Annotated in this window: 15 protein-coding genes and 2 pseudogenes; 12 read left to right on the top strand and 5 right to left on the bottom strand. The window is 56.3% G+C overall.

Annotation, left to right across the window (positions count from 1 at the left end):
- The first annotated feature begins 238 nt into the window (after nt 1-238).
- Both FH061_RS21460 and FH061_RS21455 read left to right on the top strand, forming a co-directional pair.
- Nucleotides 239-907, top strand: coding sequence for a response regulator transcription factor (locus FH061_RS21460; RefSeq protein WP_151637884.1), 669 nt, complete (start codon nt 239-241; stop codon nt 905-907).
- A complete protein-coding gene (locus tag FH061_RS21455; protein ID WP_225984790.1) occupies nt 904-2,310 on the top strand; it encodes a sensor histidine kinase in 1,407 nt (468 codons plus the stop codon). The genes FH061_RS21460 and FH061_RS21455 overlap by 4 nt, the downstream gene beginning before the upstream one ends.
- Before the next feature lie 136 nt (nt 2,311-2,446).
- On the opposite strand, the gene FH061_RS21450 is transcribed toward FH061_RS21455, so the two are convergent.
- Entirely contained in the window at nt 2,447-2,899 is a 453-nt protein-coding gene (locus FH061_RS21450; RefSeq protein ID WP_151637883.1) for a hypothetical protein, read from the bottom strand.
- An 862-nt stretch (nt 2,900-3,761) separates the two neighbouring features.
- Here FH061_RS21450 and FH061_RS31825 point away from each other — a divergent pair.
- The gene (locus tag FH061_RS31825) at nt 3,762-3,941 is read left to right on the top strand and encodes a transposase (RefSeq protein ID WP_151637882.1); all 180 of its coding nucleotides are present in this window, start codon (nt 3,762-3,764) and stop codon (nt 3,939-3,941) included.
- Nucleotides 3,942-4,552: 611 nt separating this feature from the next.
- On the opposite strand, the gene FH061_RS21440 is transcribed toward FH061_RS31825, so the two are convergent.
- Nucleotides 4,553-6,469 (bottom strand): glucokinase, encoded by a 1,917-nt coding sequence (locus FH061_RS21440; RefSeq protein ID WP_151637881.1) that lies wholly within the window; start codon nt 6,467-6,469, stop codon nt 4,553-4,555.
- Nucleotides 6,470-6,759: 290 nt separating this feature from the next.
- Here FH061_RS21440 and FH061_RS21435 point away from each other — a divergent pair, with 290 nt between their 5' ends.
- From FH061_RS21435 to FH061_RS21410, 6 genes are all read left to right on the top strand, one after another.
- Nucleotides 6,760-7,539, top strand: coding sequence for an IclR family transcriptional regulator (locus tag FH061_RS21435; RefSeq protein WP_192805186.1), 780 nt, complete (start codon nt 6,760-6,762; stop codon nt 7,537-7,539).
- Between the two features lie 37 nt (nt 7,540-7,576).
- Nucleotides 7,577-8,779 (top strand): CaiB/BaiF CoA transferase family protein, encoded by a 1,203-nt coding sequence (locus FH061_RS21430; protein ID WP_151637879.1) that lies wholly within the window; start codon nt 7,577-7,579, stop codon nt 8,777-8,779.
- Nucleotides 8,776-9,591: a citryl-CoA lyase gene (locus FH061_RS21425; protein ID WP_404822490.1), complete on the top strand. Its 816-nt coding sequence runs from the start codon at nt 8,776-8,778 to the stop codon at nt 9,589-9,591. The genes FH061_RS21430 and FH061_RS21425 overlap by 4 nt, the downstream gene beginning before the upstream one ends.
- Nucleotides 9,592-9,757: 166 nt before the next feature.
- Nucleotides 9,758-9,979, top strand: coding sequence for a hypothetical protein (locus FH061_RS21420; RefSeq protein ID WP_151637878.1), 222 nt, complete (start codon nt 9,758-9,760; stop codon nt 9,977-9,979).
- On the top strand, nt 9,976-10,482 hold the full coding sequence (locus tag FH061_RS21415) for a GNAT family N-acetyltransferase (protein ID WP_151637877.1): 507 nt from the start codon (nt 9,976-9,978) through the stop codon (nt 10,480-10,482). Before FH061_RS21420 ends, FH061_RS21415 begins: the two co-directional genes overlap by 4 nt.
- 93 nt (nt 10,483-10,575) lie before the next feature.
- Nucleotides 10,576-10,962 (top strand): DUF488 domain-containing protein, encoded by a 387-nt coding sequence (locus FH061_RS21410; protein ID WP_151637876.1) that lies wholly within the window; start codon nt 10,576-10,578, stop codon nt 10,960-10,962.
- A gap of 58 nt (nt 10,963-11,020) precedes the next feature.
- Here FH061_RS21410 and FH061_RS21405 read toward each other — a convergent pair.
- Nucleotides 11,021-11,458, bottom strand: a pseudogene (locus tag FH061_RS21405) (ATPase, T2SS/T4P/T4SS family); the annotation flags it as partial.
- 699 nt (nt 11,459-12,157) lie between these two features.
- Here FH061_RS21405 and FH061_RS31135 point away from each other — a divergent pair.
- From FH061_RS31135 to FH061_RS21390, 3 genes and pseudogenes are all read left to right on the top strand, one after another.
- A pseudogene (locus FH061_RS31135) lies at nt 12,158-12,516 on the top strand (transposase); the annotation flags it as partial.
- A gap of 216 nt (nt 12,517-12,732) precedes the next feature.
- Nucleotides 12,733-13,185 (top strand): hypothetical protein, encoded by a 453-nt coding sequence (locus FH061_RS21395; protein ID WP_151637874.1) that lies wholly within the window; start codon nt 12,733-12,735, stop codon nt 13,183-13,185.
- Nucleotides 13,186-13,484: 299 nt separating this feature from the next.
- Complete coding sequence (locus FH061_RS21390; RefSeq protein ID WP_151637873.1) at nt 13,485-14,063, top strand: IS630 family transposase; 579 nt, start codon at nt 13,485-13,487, stop codon at nt 14,061-14,063.
- Between the two features lie 343 nt (nt 14,064-14,406).
- On the opposite strand, the gene FH061_RS21385 is transcribed toward FH061_RS21390, so the two are convergent.
- Complete coding sequence (locus FH061_RS21385; RefSeq protein ID WP_151637872.1) at nt 14,407-14,838, bottom strand: hypothetical protein; 432 nt, start codon at nt 14,836-14,838, stop codon at nt 14,407-14,409.
- A 78-nt stretch (nt 14,839-14,916) separates the two neighbouring features.
- Nucleotides 14,917-15,663, bottom strand: coding sequence for a phage integrase N-terminal domain-containing protein (locus tag FH061_RS21380; RefSeq protein WP_151637871.1), 747 nt, complete (start codon nt 15,661-15,663; stop codon nt 14,917-14,919).
- Between the last annotated feature and the right edge of the window lie 364 nt (nt 15,664-16,027).

Raw genomic sequence — 16,027 nt, 5'->3', positions numbered from 1 at the left:
TCTAATGCCTCGACGGATGTGGCCAAGGGGGGTTTTAACAGAGCTTGCACTTTAATTATCGCGCCTGTCAGGAAGCTGAATGGAACCTGACAGAAAGCTGACAGCCGCAATCGGAATGCAAGGCAAACCAGCTGTCCCATACCCACTACGGCGCTTTTCCAATACTATTGGGCCAGATGTATGACTCGCGTGCACAATCACGCCGCATATCGGTTTCAACAATCCCTTTTTAGAAAAAATGCACGTTCTACTGGTAGAAGACGATGTTGTCCTGGCTGACGGGATCTCCCGCATTCTCAAAGGCTACGGCATGGTCGTCGACGTGACGTCAAGCGGCACTGAGGCGGACGAATTGCTCAAGCGCAGAGAGGTGGCGGTCCTCGTTCTCGATATCGGCTTGCCCGGCATCGACGGTTTCGAGGTGGTTCGGCGTTTGCGCGCGCGCGGCAGCAATTTGCCGGTGCTATTGCTGACGGCACGGGACTCCGTTGAAGACCGGGTTCGCGGGCTCGAAACCGGAGCAGATGATTATCTCGTCAAGCCATTTGCGGCGCCGGAGCTGGCTGCCCGTATTCGGGCACTGGTACGGCGCAGCGGCGCACGACCGGCCGAGCTGACAATGATGGGACTGTCACTGGATACTCATGCCAAGCGGGCGCGCGTCAATGGCGAGGTCGTGGAATTGTCGGCACGAGAATGGGCTGTTCTTGAGTATCTGATGCAACAGGCCGCGCGCGTCGTGTCGAAGGAGCAGATACTCGACGCGATTCTGCCATGGGGCGAGGGCCTGACGCTCAATGCGGTCGAGGTATATGTTTCTCGCATACGTACGAAGATTGCGGGCGCGGGCATTGTCATCCGGACGATTCGCGGTTTCGGCTACATGCTCGAAGCGAGCAAAGAGTGACGGCAAGCATCCGGTCGGATCTGCTGAAGTGGCTGATCACGCCGCTGGTCGTCATCAATTTCATTGGCGCGCTGCTGATCTACATGCTGGCGTGGGGACCGGCGCAGGATGCGCTTGACGACAATCTCGCCGAAGCCGCATACGACCTGCAGGCCCATGTCAGGCTCAACGGCAATCGGATCGAACTTGACTTGAGCGATCAGGCGGAACGGATGCTTCGCGTGAACCGGACCGACTCGTTGTTCTATGTAGTCAGGGACATCTCGGGAAACACCATTGCCGGCGATGCCGACTTTCCTCCATTTGCCCCTTATACCGCAAGCCAGAAGGCCGTTCCGTTCATGTCGAATATCGGCTACATGCATATCCGTGCCGTAGCATTGAGGGCAGAGATCGGAGGACATCCGATCTGGATAGGTGTCGCGGAAACGCTAACCAAGAGGCGCCAGATCCAGTCACGTATTCTGTTCGCCCTGATAGGCCTTGAAACCCTGTTGGTTGTTGCGTCACTGGCCATCGTATGGTTCGCCGTTTCGGAGGGCCTGTTTCCATTGCAGCGCGTGCGCCAAATGCTCGACAAGCGCAGTGCCGACGACCTGTCCGCCGTCGACGAGAAAGACATGCCAGCGGAATTGCGCCCGCTGTTGGACGCCATCAATGGACTTCTCGGGCGGGTCCACAAATTCGGCCGGGAACGGCAAGCCTTTCTTGCAGATATTGCGCATCAGTTGCGTACGCCGCTGGCAGGCTTCAAGACCCAACTGGAGGTATTGTCCGCAAGGCAGCACCACGATCCGGATGTGGCTAGATCGACCGGTCTCATGATGGCATCCGCCGATCGCATGATACGCCAGACCAACCAGCTACTCTCGCTGGCGCGCGCCGAGCCAAGCCAGTTCGAACAGAGAACGATGGCACTGGTCGAACTTGACAAGCTGATGATTGAGTCCATTCAACACTTCGTGCAGGAAGCAGACAAGAAGGCGATCGATATCGGATTCGAGTTGCAACCGGCCAGCGTAATGGGTAACCGTTTTTTGTTGCAGGACATGATCGATAATCTGGTCGACAATGCGATCCGCTATAGCGGTCCGTCATCGCGGATCACCGTGGCATGCGTGAATGACAAAAGCGACGGCGACGTGCGCATCATCGTTGAAGACAATGGACCGGGAATACCGGCAGCAGACCGAGAGAAGGTGTTTGATCGTTTCTTCCGGCTGAGCGACAAGACGCAGGGTAGTGGATTGGGTCTGGCCATAGTGAAAGATATTGCCAACGCTCATCACGCCGCGGTTGTCCTCGATACGGGCGCGTGCGGAAAAGGCACAAGAGTGACAATACGCTTTACACGCGAGAATGCCGGGATGTCGGATGCGCTTTCTAATCGCCATCATCCCTAGCGATTATTTCTTTTTGGAACGTCACGAAATGATACAAATTCAATCATGAACTTCTTTGCCTGACATCTTCTAACTTGTCTGGCAACTGCGCGGAAACGCGGTCCGTGGCGCAGTTTGTTTGTATCGCTTATCACGTTCAACGATGGAGGCAACATATGAAGAAGCTTTTGATGGCACTACTGATTTCCGCCTTGGGCAGCAGCATGGCAATTGCGCAAAGTTCGTCGACAGGCACAGGTTCCGGCTCGTCCGGTTCCTCGACATCAAGCGGCGCTGGCATGACCGGCGCAACTGATTCATCCGGCACTTCCGGAACGAAATCCAGTGCGAAGTCCAGTGACAAGACCAAAGCTAAAAAATCGACTTCCGACACGAGCACGAGCGGCGCGTCCGGCGCTTCGGGCACTTCCCGCAGCAGCGCGGCAGGCACCAGTGCACCCTCGACCGGTGGTACCGGCGCAGGAGCCATGGGCAGCGCGGGTGGTGAAGGTGGCGGTGGCGCTGGCGGCGGCAGCAAGTAAGTAGGCCTGCAAGCGAGTTTCACTCGTATCATAGGAAAGCCGAGCCGCACTTCGCTCGGCTTTTTCATCTAGTGATGCGAGTTGAAAATTTGTTGCTCCGATGGCGCCGATCATCGCACCGATATCTTGTAAACCATGCCCTACACCACAATCCACAGAGAAGCGCCGACAGAACACGATATGTATCACTTTTTCCGCATCACACCTCCCAGCGTTCACGATATGGTCAAGGCTTTTGAGCGACTCAGATTCATCGATCGGCAACCTGGTATGGCACGTTCCATATGCCTCTTTGCATCGCAGGACTAATTATCCATCCTCAATCGATCGGAATGAACTTCCGGACCCTTCAAATTCTCTAGGACAACGTACTCAAACGTTTTCGTCCTGACCATACTGACGATCCCGAATATTTTACCTGCGGCATTTCCTTGTGCCTCCTTGCTATAGTCCGGGGGCGCCAAACTCGCCATGTCGCATTCCCGCGCCTTCGTCCGCGGCCCGGCTACGGCAGCGCCAAGCCAAAGTTGGTGAAACCCTGCTTCCACCCACTGGCAAATCTTCGTGGCCTCGCCTAGTCCAGTCAGGACGAAAACGCCTTAGAGCGGCTTGCAGGTAGATGGTCGGTCGCCTCGGCTTGTCTTGGGCGCATGGTGGCGTTGTTTGTCGCTGGTGTGGCTCGCCGCACATGGCGCTTCTCCTGCCTTGCCCTGCATCCCAAGGCAAAGCGAATCTTCCGTACACTCGCTCGCAATCCGCACTAGGCTTTGTTTAAGAGGGGTATATGCTGGTCATGTGAGGTACAAATCATCGAGCACGGTATGCCATGGTGCCACATCGACATGATCTCTCTGGTGAAGAATGGAGGTTGCTGCAACCTTTGTTGCCTGCTATTCAGACCTGTGACCGGTATTAACTGAGCATAGCCTCGTGTTAAACGGCATGCTGTTTGGCGCCAATACCGGCATCGCGTGGCGCGACTTTCCTAAGCGCTATGGGCCATGGCAAACAGTCTACTGGCGCTATAGGCGCTGGACGCGTACCGGCTTGGGGGATCGTATTCTGGTTGCCTTGCAACGTAAACTTGATGCCACCGGACAGATTGTTTAGTACAAGCACACCAGAATACCAAACGCCACTGGCACACCTTCTGATTACGCAGCAAATTTTTTAAGGCTAATCATACGATGGTCTAATTACGGCAGAGACTGGTTTCTTTTCATCTATGTCTCCACCTTTCAACAGAGAGAGGCTTTATCCCTGTTTAATTTCCAACAGCAACTTTTTGTTTACTACTGAAATCCAACCTCTCTACTCCGTGCTCGCTTAGGTTGTGTTTGGTAAGCATCGCGTGCGGTTCGGAGCTGTGGGTTGACAATTACCGTTACTACTTCGCAGTTCTCTCTTTTCCAGCAATCAGCAAGCTGTTCCCGGGCACAACAGAGGAAAAAGGAAAAAGCGCAGGAACCTCCCAGCGCTTATGCCATTACTGTCATTGACGCATTCGGCCAAACAGTAGAGGATGAGCCAAGAAGCTGGGGCAGCGGGAATTTGGCTCAAGCCGGGTTCCGATACGAGTCCGGCCGAGGAGCTGAAGGAAGCTTAGAACGGATTGCGGGTGAGTGTACGGAAGAACCGGGTTGACTTGGGATGCTAGGCAAGGCGAGAGAAGCGCCGCGTATGGCAGGCCGCGGCGACCGTACATCCATCCGCAACTTATCCTAAGTATTGGCTGCCTCGGATTCACCCTCCTCTCCCACCGCCGCCGCGCCGCTATTGGCCAACGTATGGGTCAGAATGCCCAGCTTGGCCTGACGCTGCAGTTCGGCATAGGGACTTGAACGTTTTATGGAAACGCCGACAACAAGCATATCGATCAGCAGCAGCAGCAATATGCGTGACACCATCGGTATGTGACTGCCGCTGGCCTCGTCATGCTCCACTGCAAGTGTCAGATGCGCACGCTTGGCCAGTTGGGAATTGCCTGGCGTGAGCGCGATAACGCGCGCGCCGGCGCCGATGGCAGCCTCCACGGCAGGCGCCAGGTGCCTCAAGCGTCCTGAACTGGAAATCGCAACGACGACATCGCCGGACCTCAACATGGAAGCCGAGACCTCCTGCACTTGGGGATCGCTGCTGGCAAATACGTTCATGCCCAGCCTGGCAAACTTTTGCTGGGCGTCTGCAGCCACCAGGCCGCAGCTTCCGAACCCGTAGAAATCGATCCGCGGCGCCTGCGTCAGGATATCGATCGCCCGTGACAGCAGTTCCGCATTCAAGGTATCGCGTACTCCCACCATTGCAGAAATGGTGTTGTCGGCCACCTTGACGCCGACTTCCACCGGGGAGTCGCCCGCGTGAACCTGGCTGTGTGCAACCGGCACGTTGCCGGAGACGCCGGATGCCAGCTTCAACTTGAAATCCGCCAATCCCTGACATCCAAGCGTGCGGCAAAAACGGATGACCGTAGGCTGGCTGACATCGGCCTTGCGGGCAATGTCTGCGATGGGATCATTCATTACGCTGCGCGGATGCGAAAGAATGAGGCTGGCAACCTTCTGCTCGGCCGGCGACAGCTGCGGCTTGAGCTTGCGGATGCGCTCGAGGATGGGAATCGCATTGCCCCCGTCGCCCAGGTGCTCGGTCAGGATGGCCGATACGCCGGTGAACGCGGGATACGGGGCGGTAATGACGAAGGTCGGAATCTGCGACACATAATCGGTAAAGCGTCCCTTGCTTTCGAAGCGGGCGCGGAAGGGCGAGCGGGCGAAGTAGTCGCCGAGACGGGGAACGATCCCGCCGCCGATATAGAGGCCTCCCAGCGTGCCCAGCGTGACGGCGACGTTTGCCGCTACCGTGCCGAGCATGGCGCAAAAGCATTCGAGCACTTCCATGCATAGCTCATCGGTTTCGGCGAGTGCGCGCGTCACGATTTCTGGCGCTACCAGCGATTCCGCCTCATGCCTGCCGTTCCGGTCGGCCAATGCCTGATAGATGAGCTCGATTCCCGGACCCGAAACCAGCCGTTCCGCCGAGACATGCGCATAGGTTTTCCAGCAGAACTGCAGGATGGCGGCTTCACGCTCGTCCGCCGGCGAGAAAGAGACATGGCCGCCTTCACTGTTGAGCGCAATCCAGCGGCCATCGCTGGCGATCAGGCCCCCCACACCAAGGCCGGTTCCGGCACCCACCAGGCCGATCACGCTGGCCGGCCGCGCCTTGCCGCCGCCGACCTGCCGGATCTGGGAAGGGTCAAGCCGCGGCAGCGCCATGGCAAGCGCCGTGAAATCATTGACGATCAGCAGCGTATCGAGCTTCAGCCGACGGCGCGTGGCTTCGATCGAAAACGACCAGGAGTGGTTGGTCATTTTCACTTCATCGCCCTGGACCGGATTGGCGATATCGATGGCTGCATGCCGGATGGCCGGCCGGCCGCATTCCGCAAGATAGGCTTCGACCGCATCGGAGAATTCTGGGAAATCCGCGCAGCGGAACACCCGGATCATGTCTATCTTCCCGGGCGCAAGCTGCAATGCGAAGCGCGCATTGGTGCCTCCTACGTCACCCAGGAGACGAGGGCCATCAATGAAGGGAGCTAGCTGCGCATCCTGCGGAAACATCATCGTTGTGGAAGACATAAAGGTTTCATTGAGTTTGTTACGGCAACATGGCGCGCCATGTGCTGCGGCTGCCGGCTCGCCGCCTATGCGGCATTGTTAGGCGACATCTTAGCTTGAATTATTCAGAAAGGCGTGGCTTGGCTGCGGTCCCTGACCACATTAGCCTCGATACCACTTCGTGGTACGCCTTTGGCTGTCTATCCCGTCTTACAGTTTGACCATCTTGCCAGCGCGTTCCATAATTTTGCGCTATGTTCTGTCTCGCAGAACATGTTTTCAAGAATTCAGGATGCTTTACAAGAAGCTTTATGGCAGCCACCAAAACCTCACCCCATCCAGCAAATGCCCCCGCCGATGCGCTCGACATGTCGCGCATGGATGATGTGGGTGTCGCCGCAGTCAATCGGGCGCTTGCCATTCTCGACAGCTTTACCGAGGATGCAGCGGTATTGACGCTGGCCCAGATCAGCATGAAGACCGGACTCTACAAAAGTACGATCCTGCGGCTGATGCAGTCGCTTGACGCTTTCGGCTACGTCAACAAGCTCGACAGCGGCGCTTATGTGCTCGGCCCCAGGCCAATGCAATTGGCGGCGCTGGCAGCAAAGGCGCTGCATCCTGCCGAAGTCGTCATGCCGGCGCTGCGGGAACTGGTGCAGGCTGCCGGTGAGAGTGCGTCTTTTTACGTGCGCTCGGGTCCGCTGCGCCTGTGCTCCTACCGTGTCGATTCACCGCGCTCGATACGTGACAACGTGCAGGTAGGCCAGCTTCTGCCGCTGGACAAGGGAGCCGCCGGCCATGTGCTGGTAGATTTCGAGCATCAGGTCCCTGCGAACGCCGGCGGAGGCCCGCGCGCCGACATGCTGGTCCGGATTTCCCGTGGCGAACGCGATCCGGAAACGGCGGCCATTGCTTGTCCGGTATTCGGTGCCGGCAACCGGCTGCAAGGCGCGCTCACCTTGTCCGGCCCGCTGACGCGTTTCAGCGAGGCGCAAACCCGGGCCATGGTGGCGCCATTGATCGCGGCCGCCCGCAAACTCACCATCGGCTTCATGGGCGATGCGGGCATCTTCGCCCATGCGTCCTGACAGGACCTCATAGACACCGACATTTCAAGGGATCTCCATGTCAGCATTACTTGAAGGAATCAGGGTGCTGGACCTGACCAATGTATTGGCCGGGCCTTTCACTGGATATCAAATGGCGCTTCTCGGCGCCGACGTCGTCAAGGTGGAAACACCCGGATCCGGCGACCTGGCCCGTCAACTCGGCGCCGATGCGGCGCTCAACCGGCGGAAAATGGGAGCCTCCTTCCTGGCTCAGAACGGCGGCAAGCGCTCGCTGACGCTCAACCTCAAATCGGAAGAAGGCAAGGAAGTGTTCCGCCGCCTGGTTGCGGGAGCGGACGTGGTGCTGGAAAACTACCGTCCCGGCGTGATGGACCGGCTCGGACTTGGCTATGAGGCATTGAAGTCGGTCAATTCAAAGATCATCTACTGCGCCATTTCCGGTTTCGGGCAGACCGGCCCGCTGGCGGCGGCGCCAGCCTATGATCAGATCATCCAGGGCCGCTCGGGCGTCATGAGCATCACCGGTGATGCCGAGTCGGCGCCGTTGCGGGTAGGCTACCCGGTATGCGACACGATCGGCGGCATGACGGCGGCATTCGCGGTGGCGTCAGCGCTGGTGCGGCGGGAACGAAGCGGCCAGGGTGCCTTCATCGACGTCGCCATGCTTGACTCCGCAATCGTCACCATGGGATGGATTGTGTCGAACCAGCTGATCGCGGAACGCGCGCCCGTGCCGATGGGGAACGACAATTTCACCGCCAGCCCTTCAGGCACGTTCCGCACCGGCGACGGCCTGCTCAACATCGCCGCCAACAAGCAGGAACAATTTGAAGCGCTGTGCCGCTGCATCGCCCGCCCGGAACTGGTTTCCGATCCGCGTTTCGCCGAGCGCGAGGCGCGCAAGCAGCATCGCGCCGCACTCACGGCCGCGCTTGAAGATGCGCTGGCAACAAACAGTGCCGTGTTCTGGGAAGGGCGGCTGAATGCCGACGGCGTGCCGGCCGGCCAGGTCCTGACAGTGGCACAGGCGCTTGAACAGGAACAGGTTGTGCATCGGGAACTGCTGATGCCGTTGCCCTTCCCTGATGACGAGCGGCCCGAAATCAAGGTGACGCGTAGCGGTTTCACGGTCGACGGCGAGCCGACGTCGGTCGACCGCCCTCCTCCGCTCTTGGGCGAGCATGCCGAAATGATCCTGAAAGAGCTCGGTTACGACGACGGACAGATTGCACAACTGCGTGAAAAGGGTGCCATATGACGATGAATGAACAGGCAGAGGCATTGCTGAACAAGGCCAAGGCATGGTGGACCACCAGGCTCATCGATATCCGTCCGGGAATCATTCGCATCAAGGGGGAGCCGATCGAGAACCTGATCGGCAATGTCGGCTACGCCCACATGGTGTGGCTGATGCTGCGCGACGATGCGCCGACGCCTGCGCAGACGCGCCTGCTGGAAGCTGCGCTGGTAGCCGCGGTCGACCATGGCCCGCAGGCGCCGTCGATCGCCATTTCACGGATGGCAGTGACCTGCGGGGCGCCGCTGAACGGCGCCATGGCCTCGGCGATCAATGTGCTCGACGATATCCACGGCGGCGCAGGACAGCAGTGCCTGTCCCTGTTCCAGGCGATCGATTTCCATGCGCAGGACGGCACACCCGAGGCGGCGGTACAGCTTGGGCTCGATGAGTTCATTGCTGAACATGGAAAGGTTGTTCCAGGGTATGGCCATCGCTTTCATCCGGTCGATCCGCGTGCCGTCAGGCTGCTCAACCTGATCGATACCGCGCAGGCCAACGGCGAAGTGGAGGGCCGTTTCGCCCGGATCGGACGGCTGGTGGAAAAGGCGCTGGCCGACCGTACCGGCAAACAGATTCCGATGAACATCGACGGCGCCACTGCCGTCGTCTACGGCGAACTCGGCTTTGCGCCCGAGCTCGCGCGCGGCCTGTTCATCCTCTCGCGTTCGGTGGGCATACTTGCCCATGCCTGGGAACAAAAGAACCAGGGCGGCCGCATCAAGGGTCCGATGCCTCCGGACCTGGGTTATACCTATGTAGAGGATAAGTGACTGCCGCCTTTAACTTTTGCGCCGCAGCCTTCACGATGCCTGCGGGTAATCATGCACGAGCACTACCTCGTTCATGGTATGGTAATGCCAGGTGCAACAGCGCATCATTGCGGAAGCAGTTTGCTCATCCAATCCAGTTCAATGAAGGTCATGCAAACCGGTTAGCATGACCGGTCCGGCCGCCGCCATCATGCGCCATGATGCGCCGTCGGAGGAGATGCAGGGGCAGCGTCAAGCCGCGCTTGATCTGATTCTAGATCATGCAGGTCAATCGGCGCCGCTGCGGTTTGCATTGAAACGGGCGAACGGGTTCAATGGCGTCATTGAAGTGCTGCAATTCATCCAGGCGTTACATCCGCATACTCTCTTTCCAGGGGTATCACCGTGAGCATCAAGATACGAAGCGAGCGACTGTCAGACCCGCCGGCGATAGAAAGCCTGATTGCTGCAGCGTTTCATGATGCCCCGCATGCCAGCCACACCGAACAATTCATTGTCAACGCATTGCGACGTGCCGAACAATTGTCCGTATCGCTGATCGCGACGGACAGGGACAGCATTGTCGGCCATGTCTGCGTGTCGCCGATTATCATCTCGGACGGCAGCAGGGCATGGTATGGCCTCGGTCCCCTGGCAGTGGCGCCGGCCTACCAGGGAAGGAAAATAGGATCACGCCTCGTCGAACAGGCGCTGCTGAAATTGCGCGGACTGCATGCCTGCGGATGCGTTGTGCTGGGCGAGCCCGATTATTACCGCCGCTTCGGATTTGAAGCTTTGCCCGGGCTGACCTTTCCCGGCGCTCCTTCCCGCTACTTCCAAGCCATCATCTTCGCGAACGATTTGCCATCCGGTATCGTGTCTTATCACGAGGCTTTCAACGCCCGAAGCTGATCATGATAAGCACTGACCGAGGCGGTCCGCCTGGCCCGCGGGCGGGAAGAAGCGTGCCGGATTTACAATGCCTTCTTCGCTCAAGGAAAAGACATGGCCATACGGATCGTAAGACTGGGCAGTCCGCGCAGCAAGGATAAGGGGCTGCGCATCGGGACGGTGCGGCGCCCGCCGCGGGGTGTCAGGAAGGAAGACTATGCACGGAAGGATATCTACGATGTCTGGTATCCGAATCTTGCTCCCAGCGAAGCATTGCTGAAAGAGGCGCAAGCGGCCGAAGATGATCCTTCCTGGTCCCGCTTCCAACGAAAATACATCGCAGAAATGAAAAAGCCGGAGGCAAGCCGATCGCTCGACCTGCTCGCGGCGCTATCGCATCACGCGGAGATGGCGGTGGGCTGCTACTGCGAGAATGAGAGCCGTTGCCATCGATCGATACTGCGTGCCTTGTTGCTGCAACGGGGGGCCGACCTCGCCTGATCCCGGAGACCGCTGCAAAAGGCCATAATGCCTCGCATTGGTGTCCGGGACAGAAGGGTCAGCGCTTGCCGTTGAGCATGTCGTGCAGTTCAAGCCGATTGTAGGTCGCCCGCATCGCATCCTTGGCACTGATGGTCTTCTTTGCCACCATCTGCATCAGGCTTTCATTGAGGCTGCGGGACATGTTGTCGGCCTTACGCTTGATGAAGTCCGCCATCAGGTGCATCTTTTGGATATCGACGATATACGGCGCAACCTGCTGGTTGTTGTTGAAGATCATTTCGCTGGCCAGCGCATACTCCGTTCCGCTCTCGGTAGGCAGGAGATTCTGGTAAATACCCCCAACCAGCGCCTTGGACAGAGACCCGCGCTGATTCCGCTGTTCCGAAGAAAAGAAGTCGAGCAACTTGGTTATGGCGCTCTGCGCGCTGTTGGTATGCATGCTGGTCAGCGCCAGATGTCCGGACTCGCCAGCATGCAGCACCGTATCGGGTGTATGGAAATCGCGTTATATTCAGGAGCGGGAGCGCACACATATGGGCAGTATGCAGAGCACCGCAGGTATCGATCCGTATCGCGCAGCAGCTTATCAAACACATCCTACTGTAGCGTTGCGCAAATAACTTAATGAAGTCGCTCAATCTTTTGCAGTATGGAGTTGGCGGTTGCGGTCCAGACGAATGGTCGGGAGTAGGCGTTATACTGCTCAACAAAGCAGTCGATCTTGCGTGTCAACTCAGTGATAGTCTTAAATGAATTGCGTTTCAATGCTCTTTGCCTGCGCAAGCTAAATCAACGCTAGACTTGATTAAGTCAGGAACTGTAGGTAGGTGTGTAGTGGACATGATACCGAAGGTGTTGGGCTAGCCAAGTTCGGACCTTCGGGTGTTTTTGCGTGGCATATTTATCGATGACCAAGTCACATCCAGTGCCGCTGGAACGTTGTCATCAACATGGCGCAAGACTGATAGAAATTCCTGATGCCGGTGACGTGCCTTGCGTGCCCGATCACTTCGCCGCTAGAGCGTTTTCGGCTTGACTGTACTAGACGAGACGGAGAAGATTTGATCGCAGGACAAGGCGTGGTGACGCGACATGGCGAGCTCGGCGCCCCTGGGCCATGACAAGGAAGCGCACCGCGGTACTGCGGGCAAATGTTCCGGCATCGTCAGTACAGCTAAGCCGAAAACGCTTTAACCGCCATGACATGAAGCTGGCGCAGCCGACTCTCGAATCACTAGCAGCAAAGCGCCCTCCTTGTTGGTAGTGTGACCGCAACTTTTGTGCAGGGACAAAGGGTACGACTATCCGCGGATCCGGCAGCTGGCAGCAGGCTTGGGCTTTCAATCTCACATTGGCTCACGTGGTGAAGAGTAGCAGGAACACAAAGCAGGGCAACGTGCGCGCCGCTGGGTAGTCGAACGATCGCATAGCTGGCTGAATCAATTTCGTGGCTTGCTGATTCGATGGGCAAAGAAGGCAAAGAACTATCTCGTCTTCTTGCACCTGACTTGTCGCATCATCACTTGGCGAATTATAGGCTTACTGGAATAAACACTTAATCGCTTGTGCAAAAGTCGGCAGCACGAAATCAGTCATCGCTTCTTTAGCTCGCACTTAGCAGCAACACAAGGGTGTTACGCATTCCCCACAAGTGAAGCAACTTATTCGCGATTTTTTATTGCTTCGGTAGAATAGGCACCCAACGATGGACAGATCTTTACTTCAAGGTTATCTGCCGTATCATTTATAGGTAAAAAGGACATCATCTTGCCGCACATTGTTCCAGGTACAACCAAAGCGCTCGACGGCTCCATTGCTGCAATGGACCGGCTGCTGCGCGAACTGGCTGAAATCACTGCGCAAGATGATAATGATCATGCTGCACCGGTGCTTGAACTGCAGTTCGGCGATATCGCAACCAAGACCACATTGTTAACCAACAAGGGCATGCATTGCCTGTCAATTATTGCGCTGCTACCTCGCAGTGGGCGAGTGAATTATTCTTCGCGCGCGCATACCTCGCTTTCGGATGTCGTTACACCGACTGATGATATGGAGTTATTGTGGCATGCTGATGAAGGTCGCTACATCCTGCTGCGTCATATGCCGATCAGCGACTTCACGGACGATATCAGTGTCCTCGATGCGATCCTGGATACCGCGGACAGAAGCAGGGCATGGTACATATCTGCGCTTCAGTTGCGCGCAACTGCAAGCTGATTGCGGACTTTTCTAATCATAGTCTACTTGTTAAGCTTTGTATGCGATTTGATCGCAAGTAATGGAACCTGTGTCGATTATTAAGCATTAATCTACAAGATAGCGATGTAGTTAATTTCATATCCCATTGCTCACCGCATAGCTGAGAAGGCTGCTTTCATGCCGTCTATCCCAGTAGGCCTATAGTTCGCCAAGTGATGATGCCGCAAACCAGGTGCAAGAAGGCGAGGTAATTCTTTGCCTTCTTCTAGTGTGGCGTCCCGCAAATAACTTTATATAAACTGTGTTGTCGATTGGTTATGCTGCTGAAACAGGAGTATGCCATGGAACCCGGACGTCCGAAGAAAGCGGAGATCACGCTGTCGGAGCAGGAACATGCCGACCTGCAAGTATTAGCGCACTCAGGTTCCCTGCCACATAGCGTGGTACGGCGAGCTCAGATGATTCTGATGTCCGCTCAAGGCCATTCCAATACCGCCATAGCTCAGCACTTTGACCTGACCCTTCCAAGCGTTAGTCATTGGAGAAAGCGCTATCTCAGCCAAGGTATTGCAGGGCTGTATGATGTGGCGCGTCCTGGTCGGCCTCGCAGCCATGACGATGACCAGATTGCCACCCTGCTCAACAAGGTGCTCAAGGACAAACCAAAGCGAGCGACCCATTGGAGCACCCGCTTGGCTGGCGAAGAAACAGGTATTTCCAAGAGTACGGTACAGCGCTACCTGGATCTGTTCGGCGTGCAACCTCATCGCAGCAAATCATTCAAGCTCTCCACCGATCCTATCTTCGGCGAGAAGCTACGCGCCATTGTTGACCTGTATCTGACCCATCCTGACAAGGCATTAGTACTGTGCGTGGATGAGAGGAGCCAAATCTAGGCTATCGAACACAGTCAGCCTGCAATGCCAATGGGTATAGGAGAGGTTGACGGTATTGCACATGACTACTTCCTGCACGGCACGACAACTCTGTTTGCCGCATTGGACGTGGCGAGCGGCGAAGTGATCGGACAATGCAAGGCACGCCACCGGCATCAGGATTCAATTTCACCGTAGTACGGTGGGGCGACCGTATGCCGTGTATGGCTATGGCTATAAGATCCCCCGGTCTCGGTTGCGGAAACCTCTGTGCCTTCCGTCTGTGAGACTTGGATAGGATTTCGGTTTTAGATGGTTGATTATTCGACACTTTCTTACCCTTTCGCTTCGAATGAAAACTATCTTAGTGTGATGCCGGCAGTGCCTGCACTCTTCTTGTGACGTGTATTGCAGCGGCCTCTAATGCTTGCCGAATTCCTGTTTCCAAAGGAGCCCAATCCAGCCCGAAGCGGGCGCTATGGACCTTCCATAACTGATATACCTTGGCTAACGAAATTTCCACATTGTCTTCAGTGGCCAGCAGATCGGCCAGCACGAGCACGTCCACCCGGCATTCTTGCGGTGGTTGTTCATTAGCTCCTTGCTCCTGTAATGAGTGAACGCCGGCAGCAATCACGGTCCTGAATCGAGCCTGCTCATTGCTGCTTTGTTTGCGAATGAGACTTCCGTAATATGCCGCCGTGATGATGTCGCGGTTATGCCCAAGCATGAGCGAGACCTCTGCCTGTCTAAATTTAAGCTCTTCCTTCGGAAGATTTGAAGTGGTGCCTCCCAAGGTCGCGGGAACAAACGCTTTGAACAGCGCCTGATTCTCTGCAAATTGCGCTCGCAGTCCATGAGGCGTAACTCCGAGCTAGGCCTTGGTAAGGCCGAGCCGATGAGCAAGGTTCTCGTATCGTTTCAGATTCTTTTCTAAGTTTGTTGGCCTTCCGTTACCATCGTATTCCCACCCGAGATGCTTGGTTTTGCCAATCTTGGTCTGGACATATTTCAGAATCTGCCTTTGATGGTCAGATTCAATTGGTATATCACGTGAGCGTCCACTCTTACCTTCGCCAGGGTACACCCTCAGGTCGGTTCCGCGGTCCGCAATCCATGGTCGGCAGTGGAGAACTTCTTCTCTGCGAAGACCGAATGCAAGTTCAAGTCGCAGCATTAGGCCAAACCTGTCGTTTAACCTATCCGCCTCTGCGATAATCTTTGCAACGTCCACGCCATTTGCCGTGAACCCTTTACTCTTTACTGCCGAGGTCTTAACCACTAACAAATCTGGCGACACGTCTGGCAAATATTCCTGCCATCCGTGAACGAGATTTGGCTTGCCCATTTGGCTAAACACTACCTTAAGACGAGACACATAGTTCTGGATCGTTTTTGGGTTTAGACCCCGCTCAAGATACCAATTACGTACAACTAGCCTGATGTGGCGGTCACCTACATTGGTCAACTTCTGAACCGGATGTCCAAGTTCACGCAACCGACGCATAAAGGCACGGAACGCCTCTTCGGTCGCATCCTTTGTTCGTTCAGAGGCTATGCCGCCGTCAACTCGGCGAAGCTCTGCCAGTAACGTGTTCAATTGGCCTTCCCAAACTTCCATTACGTTTCTCCTTAAAAACAATAAAGGACTATCTCTACGGCACCTTCAACAAGGGAGCCTGATGGCCAAGCTGCCTTCCTGAAGGTGCAGTCGTAATTCCGCGTTCATTAGCTTCTAACAACAAGCGGGGAGAAGGACCCGTCTTAAGTATCCTAATTTCGTGTCGTTGCACCTTCTTGCTTACTACAACAACGCGCCGCTACCTTACGAATAGCGATTACCTGACCAACTGCCGTCAGGCGCTGAACATTCACGGAGTTTCTCCCGTTGCGTATCCTGTCCACTCAGGGACCGGTATGGGTGGCGCAATCACCCTTTAAGTTGCCTTGCTGTGCACGCAGGAATTCCTGCGAAGAGTCTGATG

It is taken from the genome of Noviherbaspirillum aerium (genome assembly GCF_008929045.1).
GTDB lineage: Bacteria > Pseudomonadota > Gammaproteobacteria > Burkholderiales > Burkholderiaceae_D > Noviherbaspirillum > Noviherbaspirillum aerium.
The sequence above is the reverse complement of the archived record's forward strand: the minus strand, read 5'-3'. Positions and strand labels throughout refer to the sequence as shown.

Coding starts and splice junctions, on each gene's coding strand:
- FH061_RS21460 (WP_151637884.1), top strand. CDS start 239: ATGCACGTTCTACTGGTAGAAGACGATGTTGTCCTGGCTGACGGGATC.
- FH061_RS21450 (WP_151637883.1), bottom strand. CDS start 2,899: ATGAAAAAGCCGAGCGAAGTGCGGCTCGGCTTTCCTATGATACGAGTG.
- FH061_RS21440 (WP_151637881.1), bottom strand. CDS start 6,469: ATGTCTTCCACAACGATGATGTTTCCGCAGGATGCGCAGCTAGCTCCC.
- FH061_RS21435 (WP_192805186.1), top strand. CDS start 6,760: ATGGCAGCCACCAAAACCTCACCCCATCCAGCAAATGCCCCCGCCGAT.
- FH061_RS21430 (WP_151637879.1), top strand. CDS start 7,577: ATGTCAGCATTACTTGAAGGAATCAGGGTGCTGGACCTGACCAATGTA.
- FH061_RS21425 (WP_404822490.1), top strand. CDS start 8,776: ATGACGATGAATGAACAGGCAGAGGCATTGCTGAACAAGGCCAAGGCA.
- FH061_RS21420 (WP_151637878.1), top strand. CDS start 9,758: ATGACCGGTCCGGCCGCCGCCATCATGCGCCATGATGCGCCGTCGGAG.
- FH061_RS21410 (WP_151637876.1), top strand. CDS start 10,576: ATGGCCATACGGATCGTAAGACTGGGCAGTCCGCGCAGCAAGGATAAG.
- FH061_RS21390 (WP_151637873.1), top strand. CDS start 13,485: ATGCTGCTGAAACAGGAGTATGCCATGGAACCCGGACGTCCGAAGAAA.
- FH061_RS21380 (WP_151637871.1), bottom strand. CDS start 15,663: ATGGAAGTTTGGGAAGGCCAATTGAACACGTTACTGGCAGAGCTTCGC.